The following is a 24,790-nucleotide window of genomic DNA, read 5'->3' as shown; positions in this document are numbered from 1 at the left end:
TCACTAGTCTAAATGAACTACTCAACTTTCTTAAACTAAAAAATCCGGTCTTTCGAACCGGATTTTCTGTTAAAATACGAATTGTTATTTTTTTGCGTCTGCTAAAAACTGAGCTAAACCAATGTCCGTTAAAGGATGTTTTAACAAAGCGCTGATAGCGGATAGAGGTCCGGTAATAACATCGGCGCCTATTCTGGCACACTCTATGATATGCATAGGATGACGAACACTTGCAGCTAAAATTTGCGTTTCAAAACCGTAATTGTCATAGATTAAACGAATGTCTTCAATCAAACGAAGTCCGTCTGTACTAACATCATCCAAACGACCAATAAATGGTGACATGTAAGTTGCTCCGGCTTTAGCAGCTAGCAAAGCTTGTCCAGCAGAAAACACCAGTGTGCAATTTGTTTTGATACCTTTTTCTGTAAAATATTTTATGGCTTTAACACCATCTTTAATCATAGGGATTTTTACAACAATACGCTCATGAAGTTCAGCAAGTGCTTCTCCTTCTCTTACCATTCCTTCAAAATCTGTGGAAATAACTTCAGCACTTACATCGCCGGTAACAATGTTACAAATATCAACATAGTGTTTCAAAATATTGTCTTGTCCCTTAATGCCTTCTTTAGCCATAAGGGAAGGATTTGTAGTTACACCATCCAAAACGCCCATATCCTGAGCTTCTTTAATTTGTGCCAGGTTGGCCGTGTCAATAAAAAATTTCATTGTTTTTAGTTTAAATTTTGAAGCGTGAAGATACTATATTGAGTGGAGTTAAAGAAAATTTGTTTTCGTTTCTTTTAAGATTTTTACGGTAGAACCGGGGATATTTCACTTATCCGATGCTTTTACGGGGTAAACTATACCGGAACCGAGGATGCGCAAATATAAGCTGTACTCCAGGCCGCCTGGAAATTAAAACCGCCGGTGATACCGTCAATATTCATCACTTCGCCGCAAAAATAGAGTCCAGGTACAACTTTACTTTGCATAGTTTTAAAATCTATCTCTTTTAAATTAACACCGCCACAGGTTACAAACTCTTCTTTGAAAGTGGTTTTGCCTTCCATCTTATATCGGCTGTTACAAAGCAGTTCCACGAGTTTATTGATGTGCTTGTTACTGACTTCCGCCCAGGGCTTATCGTTAGCGATTTCTGCACTTTCACATAAAAATTCCCAAAGCCTTTTTGGCAGCTCAAACTGAGCGTTCGTTCTCGGTAGTGCTTTATGTTTTTCTTTTTGAATTTGTTTTAGGTTAAACAAAACTTGCTCATGTTTGAGGGGATAAGCCCAGTTAACTCTTATACCTGCTACGTAATTGACATCAAAAAATTCTTTCGCAGCAAAAGCGGATAATTTTAAAACTGCCGGACCGCTCAAACCCCAGTGGGTAATGAGTACAGGACCGTTGTAATTTAATTTACTGCCGTCAATAAGAACCTGCGCATTTTTAACACTCACACCTTGTAATTCTTTTTTTATTAGCTCATTCGGAAAATTTAACGTGAATAAACTGGGCAAAGGATTATCAATTGTGTGCCCCAGGTTTTTAAGAATATCGTAAGCGCCTGATTTGTTATGTCCTCCTAAAGCGCAGATCAAAGCATCTGATTCCATAACATCTTTGTTGGTTTTTAAAACAAACTTTTCATTCACTTTCTGAATAGCAAAAACCTCGCACTGAGTAATAATTTGAATGCGATATTGTTTTGTTAAATCAAGAAAACAATCTATGATAGTTTGACTATCGTTAGAGTAGGGGAACATCCTTCCATCTTCTTCTGTTTTTAAAACAACACCTTGTTTTTTAAACCAGTCTATAGTTGACTGTACGTTGAATTGTGAGAAAACTTGCAGTAACTCTTTACTTCCACGAGGATAATTTTTCACCAGCTGCTGATCTTCAAAACACTGGTGAGTAACGTTGCACCGTCCCCCGCCTGAAACTTTCACTTTAGAAAGAAGTTTATTTGTTTTTTCAAGAATTGTGATTTGCGCACCGGGTTTTTGCTGCGCTAAATTAATAGCAGCGAAGAAGCCGGCAGCCCCTCCGCCAATCACAATAATTTTTTTAGGATCAGAATTAGCCACTACAATTTATTTATAGAAAAGCTTAATTCTTGATTAGCTCTATCCAACCTTTAATAACTTTACTGCCATCACCAAGATCTATGATATAGAAATAGGTATTCGAAGGTAAGTTTTTAATTTCATCTCTCACTGGAAATGCTTTATCAAGGTTATTGTAGCCTTTTATTTTAAAAACTTCTACACCCCAGCGGTTATAAACCGTAACGTTATTATTCGGAAACTCCTCAATATTCTCAATAGCCATCACGTCATTTACACCGTCGTCATTTGGAGAGAGGCCGGAAAATACTTTCACGTCACAAGGACCATTAAGATCAGTTAACACGATTGGGGCCATAACCAATGAATCTTGTTTTATTAAGGTTTTATTTACGGTATAAGTGATTTTTACGGTCAGGTAATAAGTTCCCGAAGGTAAATTTTTAAGCGTGTCGCAGTTGTTTGCAGAACACAGCGTTGAAGAATTCCAGTGATAGCTATAAACGGGATTTGAATACGAACTCACTGCTGTAACTACTATAGCGCCATTATCTTTTCCTAAACAACTTATATCCGTTTTGTCGATTGTTGCCGTAAAGGTGCCAGGACAAGGCGTTACCGACTGTGTATACGAAACGGTATTTGTACAGGCATTTGCATCGATAGCAGTTATACTATAGGCAGTGGTAACTGTAGGCGTAATTACAACAGATGCTCCGTTTTCTGAAGTACTCCATGTATAAGAGGCAGCTCCGTTTACAGTAAGTGTTACCGATTGCGCTTCGCAACTCACACTCGCTGAACTTACCACAGTTAGCAGCGGCAAGTTATTAACCGTTATTGTACTTAAAGCTTCAGCAGAGCAACCGTTATTGTCGGTTGCCGTTAAAGTATATTGTGCCGTTGTAGTGGGTGAGAAGGCGGTACCGTTTACGACTCCATTACTCCAGGTGTAAGTGAGAGCGCCGCTTCCGTTAAGCGTACTCTGACCACCCAGACATATCACAGAGTTTGTAACTGAAACAGACAGAGCTGGCAAAGTATTTACAGTTACCGAAACAAGAGCAACATTCGTACTAGTACAACCTGCGCTGTTAGTTCCTGCTACCGAATAAGAACCTGTGGAAGCTGGAGTAAAGGCTACTCCATCAACAACTCCGTTATTCCATGAATAGGTGGAAGCTCCTGAACCATTTACTGTGATTGCTTCACCCGCACAAACAACAGAGTTTGAAATAGAAGCACTTACAGTTGGTAATGCGTTTACGCTTACAGATTGTACGGCCAGATTAGTACTTGTGCAACCGGCAGAACTTGTTCCAACAACTGAATAAGTAGTGAGTATCGATGGTGTAGGATTGAAGACGGATCCAACGAAATTTCCTGGATTCCACGTATAGGTCGCAGCTCCCGAAGCAGTAAGCGTTGCTGTAGTTCCGTTGCAAATCACTGAATTAGTAGTGCTAATAGATACTGTCGGCACTACGTCAACCGTTACACTTTGTACAGCCAGATTTGCACTCGTACATCCAGTTAAAGTGTTGGTTCCTGTAACCGTGTAAGCTGTTGTTCCAGCAGGCGGTGTAAAGATTTGACCGTTTACTGCAGTGGGATTCCAGGTATAAGTATCTGCGCCACCTCCAATAAGAGAGGTACTTCCCGTGTTGCAAATAACAGGATTACTTGCAGTTGCTGTAACTACAGGTAAACTATTAACCGTCACCGTGAGTGTAATTGAATTCGAGCTTATACAACCTGTTGCTCCATAACCAACGGCAGTGTAGGTGGTGTTTGTAGAGGGAGAAACAGTAATAGTTCCGCCACTTAAACTTCCAGGAAACCATGAATAGGTTGTAGCGCCGTTTACAGATATGGTCGTTGAAAATGTATTACAAATAGCAGTATTTACAGACGTTGCTGAAATAGTAGGCGTTGTATTTACTGTAATGAGCTGACTGATACTATTTGTACTTGTGCAACCTGCTGTGCTTGTTCCGGCAAGACTATAAGTCGTGCTGGATAGTGGAGAAACAATAAGAGTTGTAGCATTGGATGCTGGTGTCCATGTGTAAGTTCCGCCGGTGCCCGCACCTGATGCTGTAAGTGTCACATTTGTTCCAGAACAAATTGTTGTAAGCGGAGCAGAAATTGCTACTGTCGGGATAGCATTTACAATAAGCGACTGTGTTGCAATATTCGTGTTGGTGCATCCTGTTAACGTATAAGTTCCTGTGAGTGTATAAACCTGGCTGGCAGCCGGAATAAAAGAGACTCCATTGCTCACTGTTGGTGTCCAGGTGTAAGTGTCTGCACCCGATCCATTTAATGTTACCGCACTACCTGCACAAATAACAGAGTTTGTAATACTTGCAGAAACTGTTGGAAGTGCATTTGCAGTTCCAGTAATAACGAAATCAAATGCACCTTCGTCGCAGTCATTATTATTAACTGTTAAGATAGCGGAGTGTGATCCTACCGATTGCGGCGTAAATGAAAGTGAGAATACTGCAAAACTATTTGTAGCAATAGGACTAGCGGGCGAAATGACGCCAAAACTAAATGAAGAAGCACTGGCACCCGATAAACTCAAACTCGTAACGCTTAAAACAGCTGTGCCCGTGTTTTGCAGAGTGAAAGTTTTGATCACGGTGGAGCTAACACAAACAGTTGAAAAATCGGTGCTGTTGGAAATAGTTGAAGTTACTGCCCCGTCAATAATAGACACGCCATTTCCAACTACATCAATTTCAGACGAAGTGAAGGCAGAGCAGGAAGATCCGGATATAATGGCTCCCGGTGCTATAAAATTAGAGGTGCTACCAACCTTAGACATAGCCATAAAAGATCCGTTTAAAGCATTTCCAGATACATCAGGAAGAGCGGTAATAGTTGAATTTGCACCAGAAGCAACTCCTTCATTAAAATGATAATTAGCCAGTAGGCCACTTGCCGTTGTTGTAATTTCGCACTGCAAATAATTTTGAATTTCTGCTTCGCAAAGTGCCCTGTTCCAAAAACGTGTTTCATCCAGTTTACCGTTAAAGAACCAGGTTGGCACCGCCGAAGACCCCGCAGAAGCTTCTCCACCTAATAGCGTATTATTGGCAATGTAATCAATGTTGTAATTGTTTAACGCATCGTCTGTAGATTTTAAAAGCCCATCTAAATACAAACGCGTATACCTTCCATCGTAGGTAAGACCTACATGATGCCAACCAGGGCTTAGCCCCGATAATGGAGTATTCACAGTTCCCCAGGAAGAATTTCTTCTCACCAAACCTTGTAAATCGCCAGTTGCGCTTGTAAAAATGCCATACCCCGCACTCTCTGTGTTACCCAAAATCGTTCGGTCGAGGGCAGGCCAGGTGGCGCTGTAAACCCATGTTTCAGCAGTTAACGCCGCGGTGGGTTTTAAGATATTCGAATTTCCGAGATCAACATAGTCGTCGATTCCATCAAAAGAAAGGGCTGCTCCTGTTACTGCCGTGGCTGTGATCACAAAACTGAAATCACCATGAGCGCAGTCATTGTTAGGAATTAGAATTGTTGCACTAATAACTCCTGTTGAAGTCGGGGTGAATACAACTTCAAAAGAGGTACTTGCTGATGTGCCTAAACTTTGAGAAGGCTGACTTGCCAAAGAAAACTGAGATACATTTGCTCCGAGTAGTAGTGGAGTGCCAATATTTAAAATGCCCGTTGCACTATTTTGTATAAAAAAAGTGCGTGTGGTTGAACCGCCAAAATCTGTAAAGTTTAAAGTACTGGAAGTGGTTGCACCGGGAGTGATGGAATTTGAATTACCTGTAATTAAAATTGAAGCGGTTGGAGGAGCAGGTGTAAAAGATCCTGAAATAACTCCACCGGGAGTAACCCAATTGGAAGTAGCTCCAGTAAGATTAAATGTACTTAAGGTGCCGTTATTTGTACCGGCAGCATCAATAAGCAACGACTGAGTAGGGTTGGCTAATCCGGCAGCACCCTGATTGAAATGATAGTTTGCAACGAGGCCACTAGCAGTGGTTGGTATTTCACAATTCATAAAAGACTGGATCTCGCATTGCGTGCGTGCATAATTCCACACCCGCGCCTCGTCAATCACGCCGTTTATATTGTATGCAGCCATGTAAGCGCCGATGTAAACCATTCCCCCGGAAGTCAGGGGTGACACCGCTGTGTTTTGGGAAATCATCACGCCATTCTTAAATAGCCTCATAGTTGTGGAGGGTGCATCGTAACTCACCGCGACATGGTACCATATTCCAGGCAACATGGTACCAGTGTCGGCAACATCAGCAAGGCTTGAGTTATGCGCTGCACTCAGTGTTCCGCCCGGCATCCAGAATGAATGAGGAGTAGTGGCATCTCCGGACATCACGTTATTGGCAATATTAACTGTGTTTAGTTTAACCCAGGCTTCTTTTGTATAGGAGCTAGTTAAAATATTCCCGCAGGCTACATAATCATCCGTCCCATCAAAATCCAGAGCAGATGCTGCTGCAGGGGTACCACCGATAGCGCAATTAAAAAGAGGAATATTGCAATCATTGCTATTAATATTTAAAGTAGCTGTTCTAAAACCTCCGGTAGTAGGCGTAAAGGCCACCACAAAAGAAGTAGTAGCGGAAGCAGCTAACGATAATGAAGGTAAAGTTGTCACAGAAAATTCAGAAGCATTAGCTCCCGTAAAATAAGGTGCAGAGATATTTAACGTTCCACTTCCTGAATTTTGAATGACAAATGTTCCAGAGCTCAAAGTTCCAAAATTAGTATAATTGAGGGTTGAAGTGCCAGTAGAACCATTTGTAATGACGTTAGAATTTCCACTAACTGTTATAGACGAAGCAGGAATACTTGGAGAAGATACACCAGATTGAACTGCACCCGGAATCACCCAATTGGACACCGTACTGGTTAAGGCAAACGAAGTTAAAGTTCCTGTGTTAGAACTTCCGCTAAAGTCAGGTAGAGTAGCATATCCCGCATTGTTAGAATTAACGAGACCTTCATTAAAATGGTAATTGGCTACAAGTCCTGTAAAGGTACTCGTAATTTCAGTATTCATGTAGGTTTGAAGTTCACATTGAGTTCGTGCTGTATTCCAAATTCGCACTTCATCTAAATCTCCATTAAAGTAATACCCAGATTGAGGGGTTGCACCCGCTCCTGCTTCTGCTCCCAGGAGGGTGTTGTTACCAGCATACGTTATTGGGTAATTGGCGCCAGCATCGTTTACGCCTCCTAAGATACCATCAATATAAAAATGAGTATACCGTCCGTCGTAAGTAAGTGCAAAGTGATGCCAGCCAACGCTAAGACTTGCAAGTGGATATGTTACTGTTCCAAATGCACCATTTCTGTATACATATGCCCCAATAGTATTGCCTGCAGTAGCTGTGCGAATAGAGAATCCTCCCCCAGATGGGTTTCCAAGGATAGAAAATGTCCCTGTCCAACTTGACTTGTAAGCCCAGGTTTCGGCAGTAAGGGCTGTGGTTGGTTTTAAGGTATTTGAACTCCCTAAATCAACATAATCGTCTGCACCGTCGAAATTTAATGCAGCAGCGGCCATGAGGCCATTAGCTTGAATAGCAAAACTAAATGGGTTTTCATCGCAATCATCGCTTATAATGTTGAGGGTTGCTGATTTAAGACCAATTGTTGCGGGTGAAAACGTAATGACTATGGAAGTACTTGCAGAAGGAGCAATACTAGTTGCGGGATTCGTGGTAATACTAAAATCAGAAGCATTGATGCCAGATAAACTGAAACTGGAGATGGAAAGTGAGCTTGTTCCTGCATTGAAAATAACAAAAGTACGCGTTGATGATGAACCAACAAAGGCATTATTAAATTGTGTAAAATCTGCTGGATTTGGAACAGTGGATCCGTTTGCAATATTCATCGTACTGCCTTGCACAGCTATATCTGGGTAAGTAAATGCCGGGCAATTTGAACCGCTTATGACTCCACCCGGGCTTGTCCAGTTTGAACTAAGGCCACTTAATGTGAAATTAGATAATGTGCCTGTATGTGTGCCTGCTGCATCAATTAGCAAAGTGTTGGTTGCATTTGCACCGCCTGCAACCCCTTGATTAAAATGGTAGTTTGCTATTAATCCTGTGGACGTTGTGGGAATTTCACAATTCATATGATCCTGAATCTCGCACTGTGAGCGTGGTGTGCTCCAGACACGTAATTCATCCACAGAACCATCAAATAAATTTCCACCATACCCTGCATCACCAATGATAAAAGGCCCGGTTCCCAAAAAAGCGCTTGGAGACTGATCACTGGCGACCAGGATACCGTCAAGATAAACGAAACGGTTTGTGCCCGTTGCCGTAGCATCATAAACACAGGCCCAATGATGGTACTGTTGATCTGTACTGGCTGTTGTTGTAAAATTAATATCGTTGCCATAAAACGCAAATGTAAATTGATTTCCCGGCGCATTACGGAAGCCTATATGCAAAGCATTATTGTTGCTTACTATAGAACCAAGTCCTGCCACCATATTGTTTAGTGTGCCGGTTCTTTTTGCCAAAAATTCTATAGTGAAAGATTGATTGTTTAAGGTAATGCCGGAAGCAACGGTTATATTATCATTCACACCGTCAAAATTCATCGCAGCTCCCGGAATACCCGTTGCCGTTATTACAAAATCATAAAGCGATTCGTTACAATCGTTAGACGCAATGTTAACGGTAGCATTTTTTGCGCCGGCAGAAGTAGGAATAAATGAAACTACAAAGCTAGTACTTCCAATACCGCTGATAGAGCTGGATGGTAAAGTGGTAACCGAAAACTGATTGGCATTGGCTCCAGTAATACTTAGTGTGCCAATAAGCAAAGTTCCACCGGCTACTGTATTTTGAACCACAAAAGTACGTGTCATCGCACCATTAAAGTCTGTAAAATTTGTTGTAGATGCAGCAGCGTTTCCATCAGGGATAGAGGTACCGTTACCAGTAATATCTATTTCAATGAGAGAGGTCACAGAGGCTGTATTACCAGATGTAACACCTCCGGGGGCTATCCAATTTGACGTTGACCCTGTTAACGCAAAGCCGGCATTTAAAGTTCCTGTGTAGGCACTGGCAGACGCATCAACAAGCCTGTTAATCGAAGGATTAGCGAGAGCATCAGCCCCCTGGTTAAAATGATAATTGGAAACAAGATTGGAAGCGGTTGTTGGAATCTCGCAATTCATGAAGGATTGGATCTCACATTGTGTTCGCGCTACCTTCCAGATACGCAATTCATCCATCGAACCGGTGTACCAACAACAGTTATTCTGAATCCACCCTCCGATATTTAAAATGTTTGAAGGATTTACCGTTGAATTATCAAAATTGTGTGATGCGGTCTCAGTAAAGGTTGTGGAGAGATTACCGTTTATGTAAAGCTTGTAGTTACTTCCTGATCTAACCACTGCGTAGTGACCCCAGGTACCTGGTGTGATGGAATGAGTAGCATTAAAAGTAGCATAGTTACTTCCTCCATTTCCGCATTCCGCCATTTCCATACCGATAATGCCCGTGCTACTAGTCCCAATAGTATACCAATAACCGGTTTGAAATCCTTCACTAAAACGCGAAGAAACAATGAAGCCACCTGCTGCGGAAGGCTTAATCCAGCCTTCGATAGTAAAATCGCTAAGTCCAATTACCGGATCTGTTGTGTTTATGGCATCACCGGTGCCATCGAAGTTTAAAGCGGCCGCAGCTGCTGCCCCCGTTGCACTAATTGAAAAAGTATATACACTTTCGTCACAATCGTTATTGTTAATGGTGAGAAGAGCATTTCGGGCACCCAGCGTAGAGGCTGAAAATGAAACCACTATAGCTGTACTTCCGCTGGCAACAACTGATGCAGTTGGATTTGTTGTTATAGTGAAACTCGTGGCGTTGGCGCCTGTTATATTATAAGATGAAATAGTTAGAGAAGCTGTGCCTGTATTTTGAATAACGAATGTTCTGCTCAGTACCGAACCTAAACCAATAAATCCGAAATTAGTATGGTCAGAAGTGGAAGGTGTCATGTTTCCATTAACTATATTAACCGTATTTCCTTTAAGATTTATTTCCGCATCCAGATATGCCGGGCAGTTTACCCCACTTGCTACAGCTCCGGGAGCACTCCAATTTGAACTCGGTCCACCGGTAAGTGTAAAGTTGGTCAAAACGCCCGGGTTATTAAATACAGCAGCGTCTGCCGCAATAGTAAAAGTTGAATTTGTACCAAAAGCGATACCTTGATTAAATTTATAATAGCCATTAAGATCAGGGTAGCTGCCCGGCGACAGAATTTCGCAATTCATATTGTGTAAAATTTCAGGAAGACAGAGCGCACGGTCGTACACCCTTACTTCGTCTATTTCTCCGACAAAGTTATTGGGAGCCTCCGGCGTATAATTGTTATAATTTTGCTTCCCGATTTTAAAGCTGCCTGCACCGTTATTACTGTTAGCAGAGTATCCCATACTTCCGGTATGATCCACACCATCCACATACATATGCCCGGTTCCCGAATTACCTGATCCTGAATAGTCCCAAACAAGGGCCAGGTGATGCCAGGCGCCATTGTTCACCGCAATATTACCGGTAATATAGCCGTTATTAAACCCTACAAAATTTGGAATTCCCGAGGCGTCAAGATAAAGACTCATTTCTCCAGGTTCCCAACCAGCATCGTTGTCGCAGTAAGTAATTATTCCTTCAGAAACCCCGGTAGTCTTAATCCAGGCTTCCATGGTAAAATCTGCCTGACCGAGTTGGGCGAGATTAGCGCCTGTTTCAACGTAATCATCCAAACCGTCAAAACTTAAAGCTGCGCCCGCAACACAGGTTGCTGTAATACCAAACATATAAAATTGTTCGTTGCAATCCTGGTTGTATATATTAATGCTTGCAGTTTTTACACCGAGAGAAGTAGGAGTAAAAGCCACTATAAAGCTTGCTGTTCCGCTTAACGTAGCCAGTATATTTGAAGAAACTGGAAATACTGAAAATGATGAAGCGTCAGGACCTGTAATAACTGGCGAGGCCACATTTAATGTTTGAGAACCTGTATTGTAAATAATAAACGTTCTTGTGGCTACACCATTAAAGTCTGTAAAATCGCCGGTAGAAGGTGTTACATCGCCATCTACTATTGTAGTAGCATTACCCTTAACATCGATTTCTGCTGTTGGAGCAGAGGCTGTTGTCGTATAACCGGATGTTACACCACCGGGTGCCACCCAATTTGAAGTGCCGGAAAGATTGAGACCAAAATTAGTCACCGCGCCGGAATGTCCGTTGCCGGTTGCATCTGACAGCGTAAACGGAGCTGCGAGTATATTTAAAACACTGTTCGCCAGTCCCTGATTGAAATGATAGTTGGCCACCAAAGCGGTAGCAGTTGTAGTTATTTCACAATTCATAAACTGCTGAATTTCACATTGTGAACGTGCTGTACTCCAGATACGTACTTCGTCCATGTCTCCCTGGTAGGGATCAAGCAGCCCCGAGTTCGTATTATTTGTTCTGATTCCTAAATAGAAAGGGTTTGATGAGTTAGAGAAGGGCGCTGCCTTAGTTCCAACAATAAGCCCGTTTTTGTAAAACGCATAAATTCCATTATTAAAGGTTACAGCAATATGGGTCCAAACTGCGTTAGAAATACCAGTGGTGATAAACCCTCCCTGCGGACCATCAACAAACACAGAACCATTTTGAACAGCAACCACAAAGCCCTGCATGTTATTGTAATAGGATTGTCCTAATACAGTATTCCAATTTCCGGTTAAATTTGTTGGTCTTATCCATGCTTCGGCGGTCCAGCTTGTACCAAAAGAAAACGAAGACATTTGAACGTGGTCATTAGTTCCATCGAAGTTCAAAGCTTCACCAATCTGGGCTTTAAAAGAAGTATGAAATGAAAAAAATAAAATAAAAAGGAAGGAATTCCTGATCAAGGTTTTGTAAATGTTTTTCACGGTATATAAGTGTGTTTGTCTATTCTTTTTTTTGTTGTAGTAAAAGATCGGGTTTGTGGACCTAAAATTTTAATATCCAAGGGAATACAAATATAAAGGTTTTAGACAAAGTAAGGCTAAATCCTTGCATTTTTCAACTTAACGATTCATGATAAAGTTGTAAACCAAGTCTTCTGATTTGTGTTCAGATCCATCCAGCCCGTAATGGGCTTTCTGTTGTCTCCCAGGTCAATTACATAAAAATAGGGGTTAAACCGCAAGTTATAAATCAGCACCTGTTGGTCATACTTTTCCACATTAGCATAACCTTTTGCTTCAAAAATCTTAACACCCCCACGGTTATAAAGTAATACTGTGTTTTTGAGAATGCCCGTAATATTCTCAATTTGGCATGTCTCGTAAACTTCATACCTATTGGCCTTAGGCCGTTAAAGATCTTTATGCTACAAGCGCCGTTCTCGTTAAGAATAGTAATTGGCTTAATCGCAATTGACTCTTGTTTAACAAATATGTGTTTAGCGCATATGTAACTTTTATAGTAACGCAGTAAATTTCCGCCGGTAGAATTTTAACCACACTACCTGTAAGAAGTCCAGATGTAACTATAGAATACCGTTGGAATGTCTCTGCATAGAAACTAGACCTGTTTTTCCATCTGTTTCCTCCCAACAAGCGATATTTTGAGGAAGAGACAATAGCTGTTAAAAGGCCTTTACAGAAGTGTTACAAACTGCCTTCAGGAACTACTAGTAATATAGCCCCTAGTAGTAGTTCCCGCTACAAACTATGATGTACTTATAGTGGGTGTGGCAAAATATTCCTTAGCGTTCTAACTAACCAATTTAATTCACATTCAAATCTATCCAGCCTTTAATTAGAGCACTACCGTTGCCCAGGTCAATAATGTAGAAGTAGGTGTTTGATCCATTTGTCTGAAGATCTTTTCCAGTCGGCCAGGCTTTGTCAAGATTGTTATAGCCCTCTACTTCATATACTTTTATGCCCCAGCGATTAAATACCATCACCTTGTTTTTTGGAAACTCACTGATATTTTCAATTGCCCAGGTGTCGTTAATGCCATCACCGTTAGCGCTTATGCCATTAAAGATCTTCAGGCTACACGGACCATTGTCACTCGCAATGGTTATTGAGGGAATAACAATAGAATCTTGTTTCACCAAAATGTTGTTCAAAGTGTAGGTAGCTTTTACAATCACACTATAGTTTCCTACCGGTAAATTTTCCAGCGTACTGCAAGTCATGGATGCACATGGGATGTTTGCTGACCAGTGATAAGAAAGGGTGCTGTTTGAATAGGTCTGGTTGGCGTTAATGGTTATTTTTCCATCAGTCTTATCGCCACAGCTTACATTGGTAAATGCACTTATGGCAGTAAGTGTACCGAGGCAAGGAGATACCGATTGTGTAAAGGCTGTTGAGTTTATACAGCCGTTAACATCCGTTCCTGTTACAGAGTATGTCGTGCTTACAGTTGGGGTAATAACCAATTCAGAAGAAGTAACTTTTGTACTCCAGGTGTAGGTAGAGGCTCCATTAACGCTTAACGTAGCTTCAGCAGCTTCACAAAGAAGGGTACTGGAACTTACAATATTCACGATCGGTAAGTTGTTAACGGTTATGGTTGCAGTTGCCGTATTCTTGCATCCGTTAGCGTCTTCGCCAGTGAGGCTGTAAACGTTTGTAAGCGTTGGAGAAAATGAGATAGCATTGGTTACACCGTTTGACCAGGTATAGGTAGACGCACCGCTACCATTCAAAGTACTGGTCTGACCATAGCAGATCACCGGATTTGTTGCACTTGCTGTTACAGTTGGCAAGGCGTTCACCGTTACAGAAGTCTGCGCGCTGGCAGTACTTGTACAACCAGCGGCACTGGTTCCAGTTAAAGTATAAACCATAGTGACGGCAGGGGCAAAAGCCTGTGCATCTGTAATACCACCTGACCAGTTGTAAGTTGCAGCGCCAGTTCCCGAAAGTGTTATAGAGGTTCCGGCACATACTACTGTGGAGCTTATATTAGTGCTTACGTTAGGCGTAGGGTTTACAGTTAGGGTTAAAATAGCGGTATTCTGACAACCGTTAGCATCTGTCCCGGTCACCGTGTAAACACTGGTCGCTGATGGAGAAAAGCTTGTGTTGTTTGAAATGCCGCCAGTCCAAACATAAGACTGTGCACCGCCTCCGAAAACAGACGTTGTATTTCCTGAGCAAACTACAAGGTTAGAAGCGCTTGCAGTTACTACCGGAAGGGCATAAACCGTAATGGATTGAGTAAGTGTATTGCTACTTAAACAACCAGCGGCACTGCTTCCGTTAAGCGTAAAAATTGTTGTTGCATTAAGGGTGGGGCTTATAATAGCTGTTGTAAAGTTACCAGGAATCCAGGTGTAGGTGACCGCGTTAGCCGCTGTAAGAGTAGGCACGTTGCCTGCACAAAGTGTTGGATTGATAACGCTTAAACTAATAGTAGGGCTGGGATTTACACTGATAGTTTGTACAGAAAGATTAGTGTTTGTACAGCCGGTAAGTGTATAAGTTCCACTTAATGTATAAGTAGCCGTTGAGGACGGAGCAAAGCTTGTAGCATTACTTATTAAAGGATTCCAGGTGTAGGTATCTGCACCCGTTCCAATTAAAGAGGTTGTGCCGCTATTACAAATCAAGGAATTACTGGTTGTTGCCGTCACTGTCGGTAAGGCATTTACCGTTATGATCTGAACAGCGAGATTAGTGCTGGTACAACCTGTTAATGTGCTTGAGCCTGCCACCGTGTAAGTTGCCGTAATCGTAGGGTTAAAAGGTATATTATTAATTACCGGAATATTACCTGTCCATGTATAAGTATCTGCCCCCAAACCATAAACACTGGTAGAGGCGGTATTACAAATGATAGAATGACTTGTAGAAGCGGTAACCGTTGGCAATGCCAAAGCGGTTCCACTTATAACGAACGTAAAAGCAGATTCATCACAATCGTTATTCGTGATATTCAGTGTGGCAGTTTTAATTCCACTACTTCCAGGAGTTAGCGTAACATTGAACGACGCACCAGATCCCGCGGCAATAGGCGATGCTGCACTTAATGCTCCCACAGCAAATAAAGATGCATCCGTTCCGCTCATCGACACCGAACTAATGGTGAGAGCGCCTGTGCCGCTATTTTGAATAGAAAATGTTTTTACAATAGCCGTATTGCTGCAGAGGGCTCCGAAATCGGTAAAGTTACTTAGGGTAGGCGTACTGGACCCATTTAAAATACTTGATCCGTTGCCTGTGATACCAATCTCTGAGTTCAGAAAAACCGTACAGGAAGATCCTGTAGTAACTGCGCCCGGCGCCACCCAATTTGAAACTGTTGAAGTAGATGCGAAATTTACAAGTGTCCCTGTATTAGCGCTGCTTGTTGCATCAGTAAGGGTTGTTACTGCTGTATTATCTACGTTCACATTCCCCTGGTTAAAATGGTAAGCGCTAATAAGTCCTGGCGCTGTGGACGAAATCTCACAACTAATATTGTTTTGAATTTCGTTCTCACAAAGTGCCCGGTTCCAGATCCTGAATTCGTCCAGATCAACATTAGGACAGTATTGGCTATAGGAATCGAAGGTGCCTATTTGAAAAGCTCCACCAGCAGGCAAAGTGAGCGGTGTGCCAAAACTTAATGTTTCAATATAGCTTCCATTAATAAATAGATCATTAGTATAACTGGATCCTCTATAATTGACTGCAACGTGCGTCCATACGTTTGGAGTTATGGATGCGGTTGAAGCCATAAGATCAGGTCCGAGATGATGAATTCTGATTTTATTGCCATTGCTTCCGTCATAGCCAATTGTCACCATAGAGCCGGCGGTAGGAGTTCCCATATATGTTATCCAGCGGTGACTGGTTTGTGTTGAGTTTATTTTCACCCAGAACTCCACGGTAAAATCTGAATTGCCTGTAGGCAAATTAGTAGAAGGCAGATTTATATAGTCGTCGGCTCCATCGAAGCTAAGGGCCTCTCCGGGCGGCGCGTGTCCATTAATGACGAAGTTAAAAGTCGGAATGGTACAATCATTATTTTTAATATTCACAACAGCGCTTTGCACGCCTCCTGCAGTGGGTGTAAATGCAATAACAAACGAGGTTGTTGCTCCTGCAGAAAGGGTTGGCGAAGGTAAGACGGTGATTGAAAATTGTCCAGCATTTAAGCCTGTTAAAAATGGAGCACCCACATTCAAAGTTCCGGTGTTTGAATTCTGTATCACAAAGGTGCGGGTAGTTACCGTTCCAAAATCGGTATGATTTAATGTACTCGCACTTGTCGCATTAGAGGAAATTGTATTTCCATTACCACTAACACTTATAGAGGCCGTAGGTGCATTAGTAATGGAATAACTATTGGCAACCGAACCTGGTACAACCCAGTTAGAGTTTGCACTGTTTAAACTCATGTTTGTAAGCGTGCCGTTTAAACCGTTCGAAGAAGCGTCGGTAACAGTTGTAATTGCTGTGTTATTTAAACCGGCTGCCCCCTGGTTGAGATGGTAGTTTAAAACCAATCCGCTTGCCCCCGCAGGAATTTCACAATCCTGGTAAGTTTGAATCTCACACTGAGAACGGGCAATATTCCAAACTCTCACTTCGTCTATATTTCCGTTGAAGGGTTCGCCGCCACAAAAACCACAGGTATAACCAATTTGCATATTGGCATTATTGGGTACTGCATGACCTGCAGGAAAATCCTGCCCATAGAGAATACCATCTACGTAGATGGAACGTACTGTGCCATCAAAGGTTGCAGCCAGATGATGCCAGCTGCCATTTGTAAGTGTTGGTGCAGTGATCATTAAATCATTAGCGTACCAATAGTTGTATACAGCTCCGCTCGGTCCAAGACGCAGGGCATTAACTTGATTAGTTGTTCCATAATTCCCCCAGCCAATAATGCCTTCTGCAGCGAAGAAATTTGGTTTTATTTTGGCTTCAATGGTATAAGGACTGTTTCCTACCGGGATATTTGCGTTTAAAGGAACGCTGATATAATCGTCGATACCATCAAAATTAAGCGCAGAAGCCAACGGTGCTGCACCATGAATTTCAAAATTAAAAATAGGAATATTACAGTCGTTGTTATCAATGCGCACAGTTGCAGTTCTTGTTCCGCCGGCAGTAGGCGTAAAAGCCACAACAAAAGAACTGCTGGCAGATGCTGCCAGCGTGGAAGAAGGTAGCCCTGTAATGGAAAATTCGGCTGCATTTGCACCCGTTAAATAAGGAACGCCAATGTTCAATGTACCCGTGTTTGAATTCTGGATAACAAAAGTGTGACTGCCCGCAGAACCAAAATCTGTAAAATTAAGAGGGGTAACCGTTGTCGAGTTGTTAACGATTGGATTTGAATTACCCGTTACACTGATCGAAGCTGTAGACGGAACTGCTACAGTATAACCATTCGTAACTGCACCGGGAGAAATCCAGTTAGAGTTGGTGCCTGTTAAATTGAAGTTGTTTAGCGTGCCCGTAATGTTATAGGCAGAGGCATCGTTCAAACTAGTTACCAGAGAATTATTTATGCCGGCTGATCCCTGGTTAAAATGATAATTGGCAATGAGTCCGGTAGCCGCGCCCGGTATCTCACAATTCATGTAAGCTTGTATATCACAAGCAGATCTAGCCAAATTCCAAATTCTGATTTCGTCCAGCGATCCGCTGTAATAATAACCTAACGCCGTTAGCCTTCCTATTTGCAGAGATTCGGTATTGGCGGATAATGTTCCCTGGTAAGGCCCAGATAAATTAAGAGTACCATTTACGTAAACATTCATCATTGTGCCGTTCCAGGTGGCTGCCAGGTGAGTCCACACTCCAGAGGCTACTGTATAGTTATAGGTTACGCCTATATGAGCGTTGCCATTATACATGTGAAACTGTGGTATTCCATTAATCAGTACAAGTCCATACTGTCCATTCAACATATCGTTCGTGCCTTTCGAAACAACATACTGAACGCCGGATATGTTTGTTGGTTTTACCCAGGCTTCAAGACTTAAAGCGGTAGTTAACATAAGCGTAGAAGAGTTTGGAGCGCCCACAAAATCATCCGTCCCATCAAAATCAAGGGCAGAAGCAGGGGTTGTACCTGTTCCTTCCAAAGCTATAACATAAGGACTTTCATCACAGTCGTTACTGGTTAAAGTCAGCGTTGCCGATTTTGTTCCTACCGTTGATGGCGAAAAAGAAACAACAATAGAGGTGCTGGAAGTTCCAGCAACAGTTAAAGCAGTTGGTGTAGTAATTGAGAAGTGAGAGGCACCGCTCCCGGATATAGCTGCAGCCGTTATACTCAACGTTCCTGAAGCATTGTTTTTAATAACGAAAGAATGTGATAGCGTTGATCCCAGTGCAACATTTCCAAATTGGGTGTTATTGCTAGTTGCTGGTGTAGCAAAATTTAAAGGAATGTAATTTCCATTCCCATAAATTTTAATATCTGGTAAGGAAGTCATAGTGCAGCTGGTACCGGACAGGAAAGGACTTGTTCCGACCCAGTTTCCCGTAGTGCCATTAAGGTAAAAACCGTTGAGTGAACCATGAATAGCATTGGATGTGGCATCCGTGAGCGTTGTAACTGTATTAGAACCGGCTGCAACTCCTTGATTAAAGTGATAATTGGACGTAAGCCCTGTGCTGTTAGTCGGAATTTCGCAACTCATGGTGTTAACAATCTCCGAAGCGCAGAGGGCGCGGTTCCAGGTTCTAATTTCATCCAGGTCGCCCTGGTACATATACCGTGGAGAACAGCCAAACCAATAACTGGGATCACCGCCAATAACCCTGTACTGTGAGTTGGTTACGGTAAAGGTGGCCACAACAGAAGAGGTTTGCAAAGCCCCGTTAATATACAAGCGCATTACTGAACCGTTGTAAGTAGCGGCTACATGTGTCCACCCAGTTGTAGAGATCACGTTATCAGATTCTACAACGAAGCCTGCAGCATTAAATACGAGGTGACCAGAAGTGCCACCGCCTCCGCAGGTAGATTCAGGTCCAAGCGACATAACCCAGGAGGGGCAAGCCAGGCAGCCAAAACCGGAATATAGAATGAGACGCGTGCCCGATACGGTGCTTGGGTTTATCCAGGCTTCCACGGTGAAGTCGTCACCCAGATCCCAGGAGGATGCATAGTCAGGAAGGGTCACATTAGTATTGTACCCATCGAAATTAAGGGAAGAGCCCGTCTGTGCCGAAACGGATGAACTTGTGTAGATTAGTATGCAGCAAAGAACGACGTTGAGTTTAGATAAAAATGATTTCAAAATATTGAAATTATAAAGGGTGAAGTAAAAAGGGTTTATTAAGCAGATCAAATATAGACTTTTTAGAGAAAATTTCTGTTAAATTAAAGATTCGAAATGGTGAATTTTTCCTTTGTTTTAAAGTGGATTTGGCCCACGGGCATTAGAAAAAAGGGAGTGGTTTACAAGCAGGCGCGTCGATTGAAAAATTCGGGTCTGTTTTATGTCGCGATTCTTGCCAGTTGTATCAATGCAGAAGTTATCACGCACGATGTTGCTGATTGCAAGGGGATAAATGCGACTAAGAATAAGAAGTCAGAGATTAAACATACTCAATTAGAGAATTTACCGAACGGAATCTATGTCTTAAGCGCATTCGAAAAAAAATCAAAAGAGCTCATCTAAAATTTAATAATCAATCCAAATCCGCATCAATCCTTGTAATCAATCCACCAGCGTTGATTGTAAAATTTAAAGTTCCGGTCTCGTGGCCAAAATTTCCTGTAAAATCTACGTGCGCATGAAAGTGTAACGAATCAATCACTTTTAATGACAGTAATTTTGTTTTGGTTTTGTAACCCACAAAAAAAGTCTCTAAATATCTTCGGACACCTGAGGTGTTTTTAAATTCACTACCAACCGATACGTCATCGATAACCGCTTCAGGAGCAAAAAGTGTGAGCACTTTTTCGACATCGAATTTATTAGCCGAGCTTAAAAAACTCTTTATAAGCGATTCTATTTTAGTTTGTTCGGTGGTCTTCATCTTTACATTTACTAAGTTGAAATAAAAATATTGGGTCGAAAGCCAAAGACTGTATAAGAAAAATTGTAAGCGGATAAAAACTACTTCTTCTTATAAATCAAAAACAACAATACGGGCAATAAAAATATATCGGCCATCACTGCAATTACCACCGTAATACAAATTAAAAATCCAAAATAAAAAGTGCTGTTAAAATCGCTGATCATCAAACTCATAAAGCCTCCCAATAAAATAAAGGTAGTGAGAATAATGGGTTTACCTGTTTCAAAATAAGTACGTTTAAAAGCGTACATCAAACTTTTACCATAAGCAAGTTCTATTTTGAGACGCGAAATAAAATGAATAGTGTCGTCCGTAGCGATGCCAAAAGCGATACTGAAAACCAATGAGGTGGCGGCTTTTAACTCAATTCCTGCAAAGCCCATAATACCTCCTATAATAATCAGTGGGATAACATTTGGGATAATAAAAACCAAAACCATGCGCCAACTCCGGTGAAGAAAGAAAGTCAAAATGCCAATAACAATAATGGAAAAAACAAAACCCTGGGTCATGTTGCTTACCATATATTCATTATTACGATCAATTAAATGGGCAGCACCGGTGACTTCAAACTTAAAAAGATCTTTTTGAATATTCTTTTCAATATAAGCCATTAGTTTTTTATCGTGCTCGTTTATTCTTAGGCTTCCCTGATCGCTGATCTTGGCACTTATTCGGGTATGCAGACCATCTACGCTGACGATCCGTTTAATATCTTTATTCTTACGGTTCTGTTTTAAATAATCTGCAATAGGTTCGTAATCCTCCTTGCCGGGAAATCCATCGGTTGGATCATTTACTGAATTCGCATAAATAGTCTTTACAAGACTGGAAGGCGAAAGAATAAATCCCGCGCCGTACTCTTTTTTTACAAATTCATCGATCTTATAAAGCTCGCTCTGCACCTCATAATCCCAAACAGATTTTGTTTTGTCCTTTAAAACAACATTAAGCTCGAATGGACGAACACCACTGTAATTGGTATCGAAGAAATTAAAATCGCGTTTCAGTTTTACTTTGTCACTGAGGTCTTCCAGTAAAATATTGTTAACCCTTATTTTACTGATTCCAATAACCGAAAAAACAATTAACAAAGCGGTTATCGCTAAAATAGTTTTCTGACTTCTGAAGATCCAGAAAAGTCCCTTACGCAATAAATTATTTGTGCGGTTGTTAGTGCCGTGTACGGTGACTAATTTTTTTGGCGTGAAAAAATAAAGAAGCGCCGGAAGAAGAGTATAGGTTAAAACAAATGCTACTGTAACACCCACAGAAGTATATATACCAAATTCTTTAATAGGTTTAATACTGGAAAAAAGTAAGGATAAAAAACCTACAATGGTGGTTATCAAAGTAAGCAGAGTAGGGAAGCCTACCTCTTTCAAAATAAGCGGATAAATTTTTTCGCGTTCGGTTCCTTTTGCCAGTTCCTCAAAATACTTGGAAAAGAAATGGACCACGTCGCTCATTCCGGCAATAAAAATCATGGTAGGCAACATGGCACTCATAATATCAATAGGCTTGCCAAAAAGATCCATGATGCCAAGCGTCCACAAAATAGCGATCAGAACAATACTAACCGGAACCACAATGCCGTAAACAGAGCGAAAGCTTAACCACAGAAAAATAATAACAACAATAAAGGCAAGGATTAAAAAGATGCCGAATTCTTTTTGCAGCGTGACGAGATAAACATTCTGCGCAAATATCCGCCCTACCATATGCACTTCATCAAAATGATAATTTGCTATCGTACTTTCTAAATGCGAAGCCAGGTAATCACATTGTTTTTTGGTGAGAATGTCGTCCGTTTTAATAAATAAACTCAGCGACCCTGCGTTCTTAGGAAAATACGAGCCTATTAAAAAAGGGGAATTGTAAATAGCTGTGCTATCTGATTTATACGAGGTGGGATCTTCAATATGTAACACCTGCGTTTGAACAGGAAAGAGTCCACCTAGCGATAATGTTTTTAAGTTGCTGGGTGAGGTAACTTGTTTTACATGTTTCAGTTGAGCAATTTCTTTAGTGAGACTATCAACCCGCAATAGAAAATCTTTTTGAAAAATTCCGGCCTTATTTTCCACAGCAACCAATACAAACTCATTGTCGTACTCAAAAGTTTTACGGTAAGTGTTATAATGCTCAAGTTCCGCATCTTCGTTGGGAAAAAAAGCTTCGAAGTCGTAATTAAATTTGAGATTTAAAAGGCGGGTGCCGCAAAACACCGAAAAAGCGAGAACAAAAAAAAGTGTAAGAAGGTAATATGTCCTCTGATTTTTAATAGCGGCACAAAGCTACACACAAAACAAATACACACGGCATTTTTTGCCACAGATTGCACAGATTTCGCCGATTATTTTTTGACCCGTCATGAAAAAAGTTTGCACCTTTTAAAATTTCATAAAATCTTTGTAATCCAATAAATCGCCAAAGGCGATTTTATCTGTTTCATTTTTTTCCGCGGTTTTGATCAGCGATATGTGTGCGATCAGCGTCAAACTAGGCATAAAGTTCTGCTAAATCCATCAGTTCGCTACAAGCGATCCCGATGGTTATCAGTTCCGTTAATTTTAGGCGCACAGATTGGTGCAATCAGCGGCAACCACAGGCACAAAGATCAGTGTTATCTGGGCAATCAGCGTGAACGCCACCCTGGATGATTGAAATCCGAGTCCCGATAGCTATCGGGAGCGGCAACCTTCCTGTACTAGAAAACCAACACTAAAAATTCCTAATATGCCTCAAAATTTCACTAAAGATAGTATCTTTGAACTCTTTTAAATCGGCCCTAACCCGAAATAATAAATAAACAACTCGAAATAAATAGATATGCCAAAAGGAATTTATAAAGTGCCCGTAGCGGTTAACGAACCCATTAAAAATTATGCACCTGGAAGTCCGGAGCGCAAGGAATTACAAGCTATGCTAAAAGAATTACGTAGCGTAAAAACTAACATTCCAATGCACATTGGTGGCAAGGAGGTTGAAAGCAACGTAACCGTCCGCATCTATCCGCCGCACGATCATCAGCATGTACTTGGACATTTTCACAAAAGCGATAAAAACCATGTAACGCAGGCAATTGATGCCGCTTTAGCCGCAAAAGAAAAATGGGCTGCTTTAAGCTGGGAACACCGCGCCAGTATCTTTTTAAGAGCTGCTGAACTAATTGCCGGTCCTTACCGTGCTAAAATGAACGCCGCTACAATGCTGGGACAAAGTAAAAGCGTTTACCAGGCAGAGATCGACAGTGCCTGTGAGATCATTGACTTCTTGAGATTTAATGTGCAGTACATGACCGAAGTTTATTCTGAACAACCTATTTCTTCACCTGGAGTCTGGAACCGTTTAGAATGGAGACCTTTGGAAGGATTTGTTTATGCACTTACACCATTTAATTTTACGGCCATTGCAGGAAATTTACCAAGCAGCTGTGCCATGATGGGTAACGTTGTAGTTTGGAAACCCAGTAATACTGCCGTTTATAGCGCTAACGTATTAATGGAAGTTTTCAAAAAAGCTGGTGTGCCGGATGGTGTAATCAATTTAATCTATCCTAGTGGTCCCGATGCGGCCGAAGTGATTTTTAACCACAAAGACTTTGCTGGTATCCACTTTACCGGAAGCACAGAAGTTTTCCAAAACATCTGGCAAACTATCGGAAATAACATTCATAAATACAGGTCCTATCCACGTATAGTGGGCGAAACGGGCGGTAAAGATTTTATTATGGCTCACAAATCGGCTGAAGCGAAATCTTTAGCAGTAGCTATTTCGCGTGGAGCTTTTGAATACCAGGGACAAAAATGCTCTGCCGCTTCCCGTGCCTATATTCCAACGAATTTATGGCCTGAAGTAAAAGACTTTGTGTTGGCTGATCTTAAGTCTATGAAAATGGGACCTACAGAAGATTTTACCAACTTTATCAACGCAGTTATTGACGAAAAGAGTTTCGATAAGCTAGCAAAATACATCGATGCTGCTAAAAAAGATAGCAACGTAGAAGTTATTGCCGGTGGAAATTACGATAAGAGCAAAGGCTGGTTCATTGAGCCAACGATCATTGTTACCAAAGATCCAAACTATGTAACCATGTGCGAAGAATTGTTTGGTCCGGTTCTAACAATCTTCGTTTACGATGAAAATAAATTTGAAGAGACATTAGAGCTTGTTGATAGCACATCTATTTACGCCTTAACTGGAGCTATATTAGCTACAGACCGTTACGCTATTGAATTAGCATCCAAAAAATTAAGCAACGCTGCTGGTAATTTTTACATCAATGATAAATGTACCGGAGCTGTTGTTGGTCAGCAACCCTTTGGAGGAGCCAGAGGTAGCGGAACCAATGATAAAGCCGGAGCTAAAATCAATTTATTGCGTTGGGTTTCTCCACGCACCATTAAAGAAACCTTTGTACCGCCAGTAGATTATAAGTATCCTTTTTTACAGGCAGATTAAACACAGATAAGAGCTTCTCAACGGAAGCTCTTTTTTTTTGAGTGCATTGTATTGGCTCCATCAAAATCAATATAAAGTTTTGCGTTCAACCCGAGCCTATTCAAGATCATGCAATGCCACATCGAGCCTAGCCAACTGCCTCATCGAGCAATTCAGA

The 24,790-nt window shown here is 41.5% G+C and carries 9 protein-coding genes; 2 read left to right on the top strand and 7 right to left on the bottom strand.

What is annotated here, in order from left to right; translation table 11 throughout:
• Nucleotides 1-84: 84 nt before the first annotated feature.
• The 5 genes from fsa to CNR22_22290 form a co-directional block, all read right to left on the bottom strand.
• A complete protein-coding gene (fsa, locus tag CNR22_22310) occupies nucleotides 85-732 on the bottom strand; it encodes a fructose-6-phosphate aldolase (GenBank protein PBQ34392.1) in 648 nt (215 codons plus the stop codon).
• Between the two features lie 134 nt (nucleotides 733-866).
• Nucleotides 867-2,075, bottom strand: a complete 1,209-nt coding sequence (locus CNR22_22305) for an aminoacetone oxidase family FAD-binding enzyme (protein PBQ34978.1) — start codon at nucleotides 2,073-2,075, stop codon at nucleotides 867-869.
• 46 nt (nucleotides 2,076-2,121) lie between these two features.
• Nucleotides 2,122-12,060, bottom strand: a complete 9,939-nt coding sequence (locus CNR22_22300; GenBank protein PBQ34391.1) for a hypothetical protein — start codon at nucleotides 12,058-12,060, stop codon at nucleotides 2,122-2,124.
• A 146-nt stretch (nucleotides 12,061-12,206) separates the two neighbouring features.
• A complete protein-coding gene (locus CNR22_22295) occupies nucleotides 12,207-12,446 on the bottom strand; it encodes a hypothetical protein (protein ID PBQ34390.1) in 240 nt (79 codons plus the stop codon).
• 456 nt (nucleotides 12,447-12,902) lie between these two features.
• A complete protein-coding gene (locus tag CNR22_22290; protein PBQ34389.1) occupies nucleotides 12,903-19,433 on the bottom strand; it encodes a hypothetical protein in 6,531 nt (2,176 codons plus the stop codon).
• A 45-nt stretch (nucleotides 19,434-19,478) separates the two neighbouring features.
• Between CNR22_22290 and CNR22_22285 the strand changes: the two genes are divergently transcribed.
• Nucleotides 19,479-19,766 (top strand): hypothetical protein, encoded by a 288-nt coding sequence (locus CNR22_22285; GenBank protein PBQ34388.1) that lies wholly within the window; start codon nucleotides 19,479-19,481, stop codon nucleotides 19,764-19,766.
• Nucleotides 19,767-19,776: 10 nt separating this feature from the next.
• Here CNR22_22285 and CNR22_22280 read toward each other — a convergent pair whose 3' ends face one another.
• Nucleotides 19,777-20,127 carry a hypothetical protein gene (locus CNR22_22280; GenBank protein ID PBQ34387.1) on the bottom strand — a complete coding sequence of 117 codons (351 nt, stop codon included), beginning with the start codon at nucleotides 20,125-20,127 and terminating at the stop codon, nucleotides 19,777-19,779.
• Between the two features lie 80 nt (nucleotides 20,128-20,207).
• Entirely contained in the window at nucleotides 20,208-22,397 is a 2,190-nt protein-coding gene (locus CNR22_22275) for a hypothetical protein (GenBank protein PBQ34386.1), read from the bottom strand.
• Between the two features lie 604 nt (nucleotides 22,398-23,001).
• Between CNR22_22275 and pruA the strand changes: the two genes are divergently transcribed.
• On the top strand, nucleotides 23,002-24,633 hold the full coding sequence (gene pruA, locus CNR22_22270; GenBank protein ID PBQ34385.1) for a 1-pyrroline-5-carboxylate dehydrogenase: 1,632 nt from the start codon (nucleotides 23,002-23,004) through the stop codon (nucleotides 24,631-24,633).
• Nucleotides 24,634-24,790: the final 157 nt, after the last annotated feature.

This window comes from Sphingobacteriaceae bacterium (assembly GCA_002319075.1).
Lineage (GTDB): Bacteria > Bacteroidota > Bacteroidia > B-17B0 > Aurantibacillaceae > Aurantibacillus.
This window is presented reverse-complemented; position numbering and strand designations above follow the sequence as displayed.

Excerpts from the sequence above, each read along its gene's own strand:
- fsa (PBQ34392.1), bottom strand. The coding sequence starts at position 732 with ATGAAATTTTTTATTGACACGGCCAACCTGGCACAAATTAAAGAAGCT.
- CNR22_22285 (PBQ34388.1), top strand. The coding sequence starts at position 19,479 with ATGGTGAATTTTTCCTTTGTTTTAAAGTGGATTTGGCCCACGGGCATT.
- CNR22_22280 (PBQ34387.1), bottom strand. The coding sequence starts at position 20,127 with ATGAAGACCACCGAACAAACTAAAATAGAATCGCTTATAAAGAGTTTT.
- pruA (PBQ34385.1), top strand. The coding sequence starts at position 23,002 with ATGCCAAAAGGAATTTATAAAGTGCCCGTAGCGGTTAACGAACCCATT.